The 11814-nt window shown below is 64.2% G+C and carries 11 protein-coding genes; 7 read left to right on the forward strand and 4 right to left on the reverse strand.

Translation table 11 applies throughout. The features are described 5' to 3' along the window. A partial coding sequence (locus IQ26_RS20965) for a group II intron maturase-specific domain-containing protein (protein WP_276316405.1) occupies window positions 1-254 on the forward strand: 254 nt, incomplete at its 5' end. Between the two features lie 130 nt (window positions 255-384). Here IQ26_RS20965 and IQ26_RS20970 read toward each other — a convergent pair. After that, entirely contained in the window at window positions 385-1311 is a 927-nt protein-coding gene (locus tag IQ26_RS20970; protein ID WP_145720256.1) for a LysR substrate-binding domain-containing protein, read from the reverse strand. Between the two features lie 90 nt (window positions 1312-1401). Between IQ26_RS20970 and IQ26_RS20975 the strand changes: the two genes are divergently transcribed. Next, a complete protein-coding gene (locus IQ26_RS20975; RefSeq protein ID WP_145720257.1) occupies window positions 1402-2295 on the forward strand; it encodes a DMT family transporter in 894 nt (297 codons plus the stop codon). A 187-nt stretch (window positions 2296-2482) separates the two neighbouring features. Here the strand turns inward: IQ26_RS20975 and mutL are convergent, their stop codons facing one another. After that, window positions 2483-4342 carry a DNA mismatch repair endonuclease MutL gene (mutL, locus tag IQ26_RS20980; RefSeq protein WP_145720345.1) on the reverse strand — a complete coding sequence of 620 codons (1860 nt, stop codon included), beginning with the start codon at window positions 4340-4342 and terminating at the stop codon, window positions 2483-2485. Window positions 4343-4423: 81 nt separating this feature from the next. Beyond that, the gene (locus tag IQ26_RS20985; RefSeq protein ID WP_145720258.1) at window positions 4424-5326 is read right to left on the reverse strand and encodes a LysR family transcriptional regulator; all 903 of its coding nucleotides are present in this window, start codon (window positions 5324-5326) and stop codon (window positions 4424-4426) included. Window positions 5327-5429: 103 nt separating this feature from the next. On the opposite strand from IQ26_RS20985, the gene IQ26_RS20990 reads away from it, so the two are divergent. Continuing rightward, window positions 5430-6419 carry a zinc-dependent alcohol dehydrogenase family protein gene (locus IQ26_RS20990; RefSeq protein WP_145720346.1) on the forward strand — a complete coding sequence of 330 codons (990 nt, stop codon included), beginning with the start codon at window positions 5430-5432 and terminating at the stop codon, window positions 6417-6419. A 20-nt stretch (window positions 6420-6439) separates the two neighbouring features. Here the strand turns inward: IQ26_RS20990 and IQ26_RS20995 are convergent, their stop codons facing one another. Further along, window positions 6440-7342, reverse strand: a complete 903-nt coding sequence (locus tag IQ26_RS20995; RefSeq protein ID WP_145720259.1) for a LysR substrate-binding domain-containing protein — start codon at window positions 7340-7342, stop codon at window positions 6440-6442. Between the two features lie 92 nt (window positions 7343-7434). Between IQ26_RS20995 and IQ26_RS21000 the strand changes: the two genes are divergently transcribed. The 4 genes from IQ26_RS21000 to IQ26_RS21015 all read left to right on the forward strand — a co-directional run bounded on the left by IQ26_RS21000 (window position 7435) and on the right by IQ26_RS21015 (window position 11810). Then, entirely contained in the window at window positions 7435-8985 is a 1551-nt protein-coding gene (locus tag IQ26_RS21000) for a trimethylamine methyltransferase family protein (protein WP_145720260.1), read from the forward strand. 42 nt (window positions 8986-9027) lie between these two features. Beyond that, window positions 9028-10677, forward strand: a complete 1650-nt coding sequence (locus IQ26_RS21005; RefSeq protein ID WP_145720261.1) for an ABC transporter substrate-binding protein — start codon at window positions 9028-9030, stop codon at window positions 10675-10677. Between the two features lie 97 nt (window positions 10678-10774). Then, a complete protein-coding gene (locus IQ26_RS21010; RefSeq protein ID WP_145720262.1) occupies window positions 10775-11254 on the forward strand; it encodes a DUF3828 domain-containing protein in 480 nt (159 codons plus the stop codon). A 4-nt stretch (window positions 11255-11258) separates the two neighbouring features. Beyond that, the gene (locus IQ26_RS21015) at window positions 11259-11810 is read left to right on the forward strand and encodes a hypothetical protein (protein ID WP_145720263.1); all 552 of its coding nucleotides are present in this window, start codon (window positions 11259-11261) and stop codon (window positions 11808-11810) included. The last annotated feature ends 4 nt before the right edge of the window (window positions 11811-11814 follow it).

An 11814-nucleotide genomic window follows, 5' to 3' on the forward strand; every position in this document is an offset into this window, starting at 1 on the left:
CGGTGTTGCGCAGCCTCGACCAGTGGATCAGGCGAAGGCTTCGATCCATTGCATGGAAGCAATGGAAGCGCGGGCGCACCCGCTTTGCGGAGCTGCGTCGCCGGGGCGTCGGGCACGAGCTGGCGGCACAAACCGCCGGCAGCGCGCATGGTCCCTGGCGCATCAGCAACAGCCCAGCGCTCGCCATTGCCCTGCCGAACGCTTTCCTCGCAAGCATCGGCCTCGCTTTCCTCGCCCCTGCCAATGCCGCATAACCAACCGAACCGCCTTGTACGGGCCCGTACGCAGGGTGGTGTGGGAGGGGAGGAACCGCAAGGTTCCCCCCTATCCCGATTTCAGGCCTCAGTGCCATCCCTCAAGCCGGCAAAGTGGATGCCCGCCACATTACTGCTCGGCCGCAATGAAATCCTCGATCTTCCCCGCAACCAGCCCGGCCTGGAGCGCGATACGCCGGGCAAGCTCGGCTGCGGCGGCGCGCGGTCGGCCCATCGGCCGGTCGAGCCAGTAGGATATCGGGCTGAGGACAGTGCGGTCGTCGACAGTGACGATGCGGCCTGACGTCAGTTGATGCTTGGTCATCGGCGGCCGCGCCAGCGCGATGCCGAGGCCATGGGCTGCAGCATCGAGCACCAGATTGTAGTCCTCGAAGCGGCGGTCCTGCGGACGCGGGCGATAGTCCATGTCCTGCGCACCAAACCAGGCGCGCCAGGCCGAGGCATCCGAATCGTTGATCAGCGGGAATTTGAGCAGCCGGGCAGGGTCGCCACAGCCGATCTCCTTGGCGAGGTCCGGCGAGGCGATCGGGAAGACATGTTCCTCGAAAAGCTGCACCGAGACGCGGCCCGGGATGCGGCCGCGGCCGCAACGGATCGACAGATCGATACCCTCGTCGGCGAGGTCTGCCTGGCGGATATCGATGTCGAGGACGATGCGCAGCTTGGACGGGTTGTTTTCCAGCGCCGCCATGCGCGGCATCAGCCAGAGCCCGCTGACCGAGGGGATAGAGGTCAGCCGCACCACGGCGGTGCCGCGCGGCTCGACCCAGCGGTCCGAATTGCTTGATATCAAGGCGAAGGCCTCAGTGGTGCGCAGATGCAGGCGGTTGCCCTCGATGGTTAGCGAGACGCCGCGTGCGCCGCGATCGAACACTTTGAGCCCGAGCCAGTCCTCGAGCTTGGCGATCTGCCGGCTGACGGCGCCATGGGTGAGGTTGAGTTTTTCGGCGGCGGCCGAAAAGCTGCCCGTCCGTGCCGCGGCGTCGAAGGCGCGCAGGGTTTCGAGCGGCAACATCGCGTCTGAGCTGTGAACCATAATCACAGCTCACTCTCGATTTGGTCGTTTGTCAACCGGCCGGTAGTAGCGTTTCCTGTCTCTATGGCATCGAAGAGCGAGGACAGCGAGATGAGCGCTTACACCGGCACGTTGAATTCGACACAGCGGACGGATACCACGGCGGCCATCGCGGTGGCGCTGACGGTGGTCGGCTGGGCTTCCGCCTTCCCGGCGATCCGTGCTGGCCTCGTCGCTTTCGGGCCGCTGGAACTCGGCGCGCTGCGCTTCGCCATCGCGGCGGTGCCGGCGGCGATCTTCCTCGCCGTCAAGCGGCCGGCGCTGCCCCAGCTCGACGAGTTGTGGCGCTTTGCGGTCGGCGGCGTCGTCTTCGTTGCGCTGTACACGGTAATGCTCAACTACGGTGAGCTGACGGTTTCTGCTGGTGCTGCCGGCTTCATCATCAATGTCAGCCCGATCTTCACCGCGATCATGGCAATGGCGCTGCTCGGCGAACGCTTCTCAGCCCTGGCCTGGGCCGGCACATTCCTGTCCTTCGCCGGCATCGGCATCATCGCGATGGGCGAAGGGCAGGGGCTTCGCTTCGACTATGGCGCCCTGCTGATCCTTGGCTCGGCGCTGTGCTCGGCCGTCAACACCATCGTCCAAAAGCCGCTGTTTGCCCGCCACCATCCGCTGACCATTTCGGCCTCGAACATGGTGCTCGGCGCGCTCTGCCTGTTGCCTTTCCTGCCGAGCGGCCTGGCGCAGGCGGCGGTCGCCGATACCGCCGGCCTCGGCGCCGTCCTCTTTCTCGGCATCGTGCCAAGCCTCATCGCCTACGCCGCCTGGGCAACCGCACTTTCTCGTCTGCCTGCAGCCCGCGCCTCGAACTTCCTCTACCTGGTTTCGCCGGTGGCGACGCTGATCGGCTTCTTCTGGCTGGGCGAAGTGCCGACGCTGCTCGGCATCATCGGCGGCGCGCTGGCGCTGGGTGGCGTGATCGTTGTGAATTTGAAGAGATGAATCAGAGAGTTGGAGTCATTTCCTGACTCGAAAAGAACCGCCTGAGGCGGCTCTTTTCGTACCCCCACCCCGCTGCTTCGCAGCGACCCTCCCCACAAGGGGGAGGGTAAGGGCTCGGCTCCCTACCTCCCCCTTGTGGGGAGGTCGGACCGAAGGTCCGGGTGGGGGTCTGCGCCCTACGAACTCCTCACCGCCGCCCAAACAGCCTCTCGATATCGGCGAGCTTCAGCTCGATATAGGTCGGACGCCCGTGGTTGCAGGTGCCGGAGCCCGGCGTCGCCTCCATCTGGCGCAGCAGCGCGTTCATCTCCTCAGGCTTGAGCAGGCGGCCGGAACGCACCGAGCCATGGCAGGCCATGGTCGCGGCTATCCTGTCCAGCCGCTCCTTCAGCGTGTCGACCGTGTCGTTGTCGGCGATCTCGTCGGCAAGGTCGCGCACCAGCTGCTGGACATTGGTTTCGCCGAGCATCGACGGCGTCTCGCGCACCGCGACCGCACCCGGGCCGAAGCGCTCGATGGCGAGACCGAAGCGGGCCAGCGTTTCGGAATGCATGGCAAGCCGCTCGGCATCCTCTTCGGCCAAGTCGACGATCTCGGGCAGAAGCAGCATCTGCGACGGCACGGCGCGCGACTGCAGCGCGTTCTTCAGCGCCTCGTAGACCAGCCGTTCATGCGCCGCATGCTGGTCGACGATGACAAGCGAATCCGTGGTCTGGGCGACGATGTAGTTCTCATGCACCTGCGCGCGTGCTGCGCCCAGCGCCATGCCGAGCAGCGCCTCCGCCGCGTCGTCTTGCCCGGCCCGCGCGTCGGCGCTGTGAAGCGGTCCGGCGTCGAACGCCGCCTGGCCGTTTTCGCCGAAGCCGCCATTTGCAAATTCCATATCCAGCGGCCGCTGCGGCGAGCGGGAAGGGTCGAAACCGGCGGCACCGGAGGCCCGGTAGGCCGCTTCGTAGCTGCGGTGGCCGTTGGCCGGTCCTGAATGCGCATAGGACGCCGCGCCCGGCCGGAACGCCGCCATCATGCCGGCTGCCCCGGTGGTTGCGGCACGGATGCCGGCATTGGAGAGCGCCTCGCGGATGCCGCCGACGATCAGTCCGCGCACCAGTCCCGGATCGCGGAAGCGGACGTCGGCCTTGGCCGGATGGACATTGACGTCGACGATGGCCGGATCGAGCGTCAGGAACAGCACCGTCACCGCGTGGCGGTCGCGCGGCAGCACGTCGGCGAAGGCGCCGCGGATGGCGCCGGCGATCAGTTTGTCGCGCACCGGCCGGCCGTTGACATAGGCGTATTGCTGCAGCGCGTTGGCGCGGCTGAAGGAGGGGATCGAAACGTGGCCGGCGAGATGCACGCCGTCGCGCATGGCGTCGATGGCGATGGAATTGTCGGGAAAGTCGGCGCCCATCACCTGCGCGACGCGGCGCAGCCGGCCTTCAGGGCTGTCGTCGGCCGCAGGCAGTTCCAGTGTCGAACGGTCGGAGCCGGCCAGCGTGAAGCGCACGGCGGGGAAGGCAATCGCAATGCGCTTGACCACGTCGCCTATCGCCGAGCTTTCGGCGCGCTCGCCCTTCATGAATTTGAGCCGCGCCGGCGTGGCGAAGAACAGGTCGCGCACCTCGACCGTGGTGCCGCGATTGGCGGCCGCCGGCTTGACCGCGGACACGCGGCCGCCCTCGATGCCGATCTCGGCGGCGCTGTCGCCGTTGGCCGTGCGCGAGCGGATCGACAGCCGCGCCACCGAGCCGATCGACGGCAGTGCCTCGCCGCGAAAGCCGAGCGAGCGGATGTCGTGGATGTCCTCAGTGAGCTTCGAGGTGCAATGGCGTGCGATCGCCAGCACCAGTTCCTGCTCGGGAATGCCCGAGCCGTCGTCGGTGACACGGATCAGGTTCAGCCCGCCACCGGCAGTGACGATCTCGACCCTGGCAGCACCCGCATCGAGTGCGTTCTCGACCAGTTCCTTGACCACGCTTGCCGGACGCTCGATGACTTCGCCGGCGGCGATTTGGTTGATCATCGTTTCGGAAAGCTGGCGGATGGGCATGCGGGCACTATAGGCGGATTCGCGGCCCATGCGGGAGGGGCAGAATTGCGGAATCCGCGCCGCTCACCGCGGTCCTGCATGTCACGTCATGAGCTTGGGCAGTGTTGCCGCCAGCGCATCCACAGCGAGACGGACCTTGAGCGGCAAGTGAGGCGTCTGCAGCCATAGCGCATAGGCGTCGTAAAGAAATCCCGGCTGATCCGGCAACAGCACGACAAGCGCGCCGGTCTGAATGCGCTCGCGGACAAGCCAGTATGGAAGCCAGGCAAGCCCCATGCCGGCTGCCGCAGCATCGGCGATCGCATCGAGATCGTCGAGCCGCAACCGGCTGACCGGCATGACCTCCGCCGCAGGCTCGCCATTGCGCGGAAACAGCCACGGTTGAACCACACGGCCAGAACGGCGGTAGAGGATGGCCTGGTGCCCGCCGAGATCCTCTATCAGACGCGGCGACCCGTGCATCTCGAGGTAGGATGGCGACGCGCAGACGACCATGCGCTGGCGCGCGATGCGACGGGCCATCACTCCGGCCTGATCCTCCAGATTGCCGGTTCGGATGGCAAGGTCGCAGCCATCCCCTGCAAGATCGGCGATGTTGTCGCTGAACGACAGGTCAAGCTCCAGTGCAGGATATTGTCGCGCGAGCTCCAGCAGGATCGGCGCAATGCAGCGCCGGCCGAAGTGCACAGGCATGATGACACGCAGCTTTCCGCGTGGTTCGGAAAGTTGATCGGCCGCGAGGGCATCCGCCGCGTCGGCCTCCGCGAGCACCATCCGGCAGCGCTCATAATAGGCGCGCCCGAAATCTGTCAGGCTCTGTCGGCGAGTGGTCCGGTTGATGAGGCGCACGCCCAGACGCTCCTCCAGGAACCGGACATGCTTGCCGACCATCGGTCCGGACAGATCGAGAGCGGCAGCCGCCGCCGCGAACGAGCCCAGGTCGACGGCTTTGACGAACACGGCCATGCTCGTAAGGCGATCCATATTCGAAACTTCCAGTTTCTACTGTTCTGCTCTCAAGGCAATTTATCCGCGATGCGCTCGCTGGCATAGTATATTCGGTTCAAATGTTTTGGAGTTACACTGGATGCCGCGCGTTGTTCGCTTCCATGAGCTTGGTGGTCCCGAGGTTCTGCGCATCGAGGATATCGATATTCCAGGGCCGGGTTGGGGGGAGATTCAGATGCGGGTCAAGGCGTTGGGCCTCAACCGGGCCGAGGCATTGCTGCGCTCGGGCACTTATATCCAGACGCCACCATTGCCTTCCGGTCTTGGCCTTGAGGCCGCGGGTATCATCGAAACGATCGGCGAAGGCGTGGACGGGTTCGCGCCAGGTGAGGCCGTCAGTGTCGTTCCGCCATTATCGATGGCCCGCTGGCCTGCCTATGGCGAGATCGCCACATATCCCGCCGCGCTCGTGGTCAAGCACCCGCCATCGCTCAGCTGGGCAGAGGCGGCAGCCGTCTGGATGCAATACCTCACTGCCTATGGCGCGCTGATCGACATCGCCAGGCTGCGCAGGCAGGACTTTGTCGTCATCACCGCGGCGTCGAGCAGTGTCGGACTTGCCGCGATCCAGATTGCCAATATGGTTGGCGCGACCCCGATCGCGGTCACTCGGACATCTGCCAAGAAGCAGGCACTGCAGGAGATCGGCGCCGCTCATGTCATCGCTTCAGCGGAGGAAGATCTAGAGGCCCGGCTGAAGGAAATCGCCGGGCCGGAGGACATCCGAGTGGTGTTTGACGCAGTCGGCGGCCCGATTTTCGAGCCTCTGACGGCCGCGATGGCACGAGGTGGCATTCTCATCGAATATGGCGGCTTGAGCCCCGAGCCGACGCCGTTCCCGCTGTACGCCGTGCTGGCGAAGACACTGACGCTGCGCGGCTATCTCGTCCATGAAATCACCGGCGATCCGGCGAAGTTGGAGGCTGCCAAGGCGTTCATTCTCGACGGATTGATGTCAGGTTCGCTAAAGCCGGTAATCGCCAGAGCCTTTACGTTTGACCAGATCGTCGATGCGCATCGCTTTCTCGAGTCGAACGAACAATTCGGCAAGATTGTCGTGACGGTTTGACCGAGCAGTGATGTAACCTCTCACGCCTGCGCGGCCAGCCAGTCCCGCACCTTGCGCGCATTGTCGCTGAGCTCGCGGTTCCTCGGCCAGATGACATGAAAGCCCTTGCCGGTCGTCATTGTGTGGCCGGTGACGCGCACCAGCAGTCCCGATGCCAGGAGCCGCGCGGCGAGGTGCCGCCAGCCGAGCGCAATGCCTTGCCCCTCCATGACCGCCTGGATCACCAGCGCATAGTCGTTGATGCGCAAGCCGCGCCCGGCATCGGCGATGTTGACCCCGGCAGAGGCGAACCATTCCTCCCAGCTCGCCGCCTCGCGAAACGGTTCTTCGAGATGAATGAGGCGATGCGCGGCAAGAGCCTCGACGGTGTCGGGCAGCCCGAACCGCGCGACATAGCTTGCGCCGGCGACCGGGAAGATTTCCTCATCGGCCAGCGGCAGCGAATGATAGTCCGGCCATTCCTTGGGTTCGCCGCCGCGAACACCGAGCGGGATGTCTTCGGCGATGATGTCGAGATCGCGGTCGGCGGTCTGGATGCGCAGGTCGACACCCGGCAATTCGTCGCGAAACTGCTGCAGGCGCGGCATCATCCAGAACGAGCCGAAAGCGGTCGACGCGGCAAGCGTCACATGTCCGCCGGTCGCCTGCAGGCGCAGATCTTCCGCCGACTTGCGGATATGCGACAGGCCGAGCGAAACGTCGGCGTGGAAGCGGTCGCCGGCTTCGGTAAGGCTGACCTGTCGATGACGGCGCTGGAACAGCTTCGCGCCGAGCTGCTCTTCGAGGCCGCGGATCGCGTAGGACACGGCAGCCTGCGTCATCCCGAGCTCCCGCCCGGCGGCGGTGAAGCTCGACAGCCGCCCGGCGGCCTCGAAAACGATCAGGCTGCCGGCGGAGGGCAGCAGGTGGCGCAGGTTTCGCATAAGCTGACCTTATACAAGAGATCAGGATTTTCCAGCGTCACAGCGATATTTCGTCTCGCTAGATTGACTGTCTCTGGGAGGATGGAGTTGCCATGAACGCACCGGCCGCCGAAGTGACCGAACACGCCAGCCGTCGGGCGGGTGGCCGCCTGGGGCGCAAGGCGCTGCGGGGAACGCCCATGGCGTCGTTTCCGACCCTGGTCCGTAAGATCCCGGTCTATCAGATGGTCCCGGACGAGGCGGTGGAGCTGATCCACCAGGAGTCGCTCTCGATCCTTGAAGAGGTGGGATGCGAGTTCCGCGACGACGAGGCCATTGCGATGTGGGAGGCCGCGGGAGCCGACGTCTCGGACACAAGGGTCCGCATCGACCGCGCCCTCCTGATGGAGCTCGTATCGAAGGTCCCGTCGGAGTTCACGCTCAATGCGAGAAATCCGCAGCGTTCGGTGCGCGTGGGTGGCAACAACTCGATCTTCGTGCCGATGTATGGCGCGCCTTACGTGCGCGACCTCGACAACGTCAGGCGCTATGGCACGCTCGCCGACCTCAACAATTTCCATAAGCTCGCCTACATGGCGCCGGCGCTGCACTCGTCGAGCTCGATCATCTGCGAGCCGATGGAAATTCCGGTGCCGAAGCGTCACCTCCACATCATCCATTCGGCGCTGAAGCACTCCGACAAGCCGTTCATGGGCATTGTCACGTCCAAGGATCGAGCGGAAGACACGATGGCGATGGCAGGCATCGTGTTCGGTGAGGACTATGTCCGCGACAATCCGGTGCTGGTGTCGATCACCAACTGCAATTCGCCGCTGGTGTGGGATGCCACCATGCTGGACGCGATGAAGGTCTATGCGCGTCACAACCAGCCGCTGATCCTCGCTCCTTTCGCGTTGTGCGGCGCCTCGACTTCCGCCTCTGCGGTCGGCGCGGTCGCGCAGGTCAATGCGGAAGCGCTGGCGGGTATCGCGTTCACGCAGCTCCTGCGTCCGGGTTCGCCGCAGATCTACGGACAGTTCATGGTCACGGTCGACATGAAGACCGGCGCTCCCATGGGCGGCACGCCGGAGGCGGCCCAGATGATGTATCTGATGGGAGCACTGGCGCGGAAATACAAACTGCCCTGGCGCACCTCGGGCTTCCATGTCGGGTCGAAGCTGAACGACGCCCAGGCGGGCTACGAGGCGAACATGCTGATGCATGCGGCCATTCTTTCCGGCGCCAATTACATCTGGCACTCCGCCGGATGGCTCGAGGCCGGCCTGACCTGCGGCTATTCGAAATTCGCGACGGACTGCGAACAGCTCGTCGGCTGGTACAAATATGCCGGCGGGCTTCCGTTCGACGATTTCAAGGAAGCGATGGCGGCGATCCGCGAGGTGGGGCCGCAGGGCCATTTCCTCGGCACCCAACACACGCTCGAACATTTCGAGTCCGCCTTCTTCATGCCCAGCATCATGGACTTCAATTCGTACGAACAGTGGAAGGCCGAAGGGGCAAAGGACCACGACACCCGCGGCCGCGAGAAAGCGCGCAACATGCTTGCTGACTATGAGGAGCCGAAGCTCGACGAGGGCATCGCCGAAGGTCTCGAGGATTTGATCGCGCGACGCGAGGAGAAGCTGCCGGACAGCGTTAGTTAATAGGACAGGCGAAGACCTGACGGAACCAGACGGGAGGAAAAAATGACATTCTTCAGAAGCAACGGCGATCGCGTGCCGCGCGCCATCGAGGCAATGGCGGAAGAGGCGCGTGCGGGTCGTATGGACCGGCGCGAGTTCCTGGCGCTGGCAAGCGCCTTCGGCGCATCGACGGCCCTTGCCTACGGCATGATCGGTCTTGCCGTGCCGCGACGCGCCTTGGCCGAAGAGCCGAAGAAGGGCGGGACGCTGCGCGTTTCGATGTCGGTGAAGGCACAAAAGGACCCGCGCACTTACGACTGGGTGGAACTTGCGAACATCTCGCGCTGCTGGCTCGAGCCGCTTGTGCGCTATACGCGCGAATTCACGTTCGAGCCGGTCTTGCTCGAAAGCTGGGACGTCAACGACGACGCCACCGAATATGTGCTGCACGTGCGCAAGGGCGTCACCTGGAACAACGGCGATGCTTTCACCGCCGATGTTGTGGCCTACAATCTGACGCGCTGGTGCGAGAAGGGTGCCGCCGGCAATTCCATGGCCGCCCGCGTCGGCGCGCTGATCGACGAAAAAACCGGCAAGGCCAGGGAAGGGGCGATCACCAAGGTCGACGACAACACGGTCAAGCTGACGCTGAAAGAACCGGATATCTCGCTGATCCCGAACTTCACCGACTATCCGGCTCTCGTCGTCCACCGCAATTTCGATGCCGACGGCGCCGATCCGCTCGCCAAGCCGATCGGCACCGGGCCTTTCGAACTTGTGTCTTATTCGGTCGGCCAGAATGCGGTCGTCAAGCGCCGTGAGAATGGCAAGTGGTGGGGCGGCGAAGCGCCGCTCGACAGTGTCGAATTCATCGACTACGGCACCGACTTCAATGCCTCGGTGAACGCATTCGAGTCCGGCGAGATCGACGTCAATTTCGAGACACCCGCAGACTTCATAGACATCCTTGACAAGATGGATCTGGTGAAATCGGAGGTCGCGACAGCGACGACGCTCGTTGCCCGGACCAATATCACGCACAAGCCCTACGACGACCAACGGGTCCGCAACGCGCTCCAGATGGCTGTCGACAACAATGAGGTGCTCGAACTTGGCTACGCCGGGCGAGGGACCGTCGGTGAAAACCACCACGTCAGCCCGATCCATCCGGAATACTACCCGCTGCCCAAGAAGACGCGCGACGCGGCGGGCGCCAAGAAGCTGATGACCGACGCCGGACAGGCCGACTTCGAGCATGAGCTGATCACCGTCGAGGACGATTGGCAAAAGAACACCGGCGACGCGATCGCCGGCCAGCTGCGCGATGCCGGGATCAAGGTGAAGCGGACGGTGCTGCCAGGGTCTACCTTCTGGAACGACTGGACGAAATACCCTTATTCCATGACCATCTGGTACATGCGCCCGCTCGGTGTTCAGGTGCTGGCGCTCGGCTATCGCACCGGCGAGGCCTGGAATGAGACGGCGTTCTCGAATCCTGATTTCGACGCCAAGCTCAAGCAGGCCCTGTCGCTCGTCGACGTGGAGGAGCGGCGCGAGGTCATGAAGGACGTCGAGCAGATCCTGCAGGATTCGGGCGTCATCATTCAGCCGTTCTGGCAGAAGCTGTACAGCCACATGGACAAGAAGGTGAAGAATTACGCTGTCCACCAGACTTTCGAGATGGATCTCCAGAACGTCTGGCTGAACGCCTGAGCTAGCGCGCCCAGGGGATTCATGGGCAGCAAAAAAGGCCGGGATGCAGGATTCGTGGTATGGAACGGTTCCACCACGAAAGCCTGGAGATTATCGGATGAGACTGACTGTGCTTGCCGCCGCCCTCTCGATCGCAGCGCCCGCGGCCGCGTTTGCCGGCCCGGCTTCCAATGCAGTGAAGTTCTTCTACGTGCCCGAGGTCAAATTCGAGGCCGACGCGAAATACCGCGACCGTTTCACCGAGCCGGTGACCAAGCTGTTCGACCTCAACGACCAGGCGGCAAAGAACCTTCCGGATGAAGTCCCTTGCATTGATTTCGCCCCGGGCCTCGATGCGCAGGATTATGACGAGAAGACCGTGGCGAAGACGTTGAAGCTTGCTGAAATGCTGGATGGTGACAGCGCGGAAGTGACCGCGACGTTCAGCCTTTTCCCGGAAGGCGATGATTCAAAACGCGAAATGGTCTGGTCGCTCAGGAAGATCGACGGCCAGTGGAAGATCGCCGACATCACCTCGAAGACCAGCGGCTGGACGCTGAGTGCGCTCGAATGCCTGGCTGGCCAGGCGCCGGAGTGATGTCATGGCCCGCGCCCTAGCCCTGGCGACTGTGTGCCTGCTGGCGGCGGGGTTGAGCAACGCCGCTGCTCAGGACCTGTTCGGCGCACCGCCCGCAAGCGCGCCGGCCGACACTGCGGCACCTGCAGCGCCGCCGGCCGCCTCGTCACCGGCTGATAACCCGCCCGTGCAGCCAGGTTCGCCGACGGCGGTGGTGAAACCGTTCTACGAGCATGTCGGGCTCGAGCTCGATCCGGCTCAGCGCAGCCACTTCACCGATCCGGCGAAGTCGGTGCTCGACAAGAGCGATGCGCTGCGCAAGTCGGGGCAGGGCGAATGCCTCGATCCCAACATGGCGCTCGACAATGCGCAGTACGACAAGGCCGAAATTGACAGGAGCCTGAAGACGATCGAAGCGATCCGCGGCGACGCGGCCAACGTCGTCGTCGCCTTCGTCGTCGCCGGCAATCCGCACCGGCTGGAATGGAAATTCAGGAAAGTCGACGGTGACTGGAAGGTCACGGACCTTCTGTCGGTGACTGGCGAATGGTCGCTCAGCCAATACCAGTGCGAGTGAGAAG

The sequence above is a fragment of the Mesorhizobium tianshanense genome, assembly GCF_007830515.1.
Lineage (GTDB): Bacteria > Pseudomonadota > Alphaproteobacteria > Rhizobiales > Rhizobiaceae > Mesorhizobium > Mesorhizobium tianshanense.

Excerpts from the sequence above, each read along its gene's own strand:
- IQ26_RS20970 (WP_145720256.1), bottom strand. The coding sequence starts at position 1,311 with ATGGTTCACAGCTCAGACGCGATGTTGCCGCTCGAAACCCTGCGCGCC.
- IQ26_RS20975 (WP_145720257.1), top strand. The coding sequence starts at position 1,402 with ATGAGCGCTTACACCGGCACGTTGAATTCGACACAGCGGACGGATACC.
- mutL (WP_145720345.1), bottom strand. The coding sequence starts at position 4,342 with ATGCCCATCCGCCAGCTTTCCGAAACGATGATCAACCAAATCGCCGCC.
- IQ26_RS20985 (WP_145720258.1), bottom strand. The coding sequence starts at position 5,326 with ATGGATCGCCTTACGAGCATGGCCGTGTTCGTCAAAGCCGTCGACCTG.
- IQ26_RS20990 (WP_145720346.1), top strand. The coding sequence starts at position 5,430 with ATGCCGCGCGTTGTTCGCTTCCATGAGCTTGGTGGTCCCGAGGTTCTG.
- IQ26_RS20995 (WP_145720259.1), bottom strand. The coding sequence starts at position 7,342 with ATGCGAAACCTGCGCCACCTGCTGCCCTCCGCCGGCAGCCTGATCGTT.
- IQ26_RS21000 (WP_145720260.1), top strand. The coding sequence starts at position 7,435 with ATGAACGCACCGGCCGCCGAAGTGACCGAACACGCCAGCCGTCGGGCG.
- IQ26_RS21005 (WP_145720261.1), top strand. The coding sequence starts at position 9,028 with ATGACATTCTTCAGAAGCAACGGCGATCGCGTGCCGCGCGCCATCGAG.
- IQ26_RS21010 (WP_145720262.1), top strand. The coding sequence starts at position 10,775 with ATGAGACTGACTGTGCTTGCCGCCGCCCTCTCGATCGCAGCGCCCGCG.
- IQ26_RS21015 (WP_145720263.1), top strand. The coding sequence starts at position 11,259 with ATGGCCCGCGCCCTAGCCCTGGCGACTGTGTGCCTGCTGGCGGCGGGG.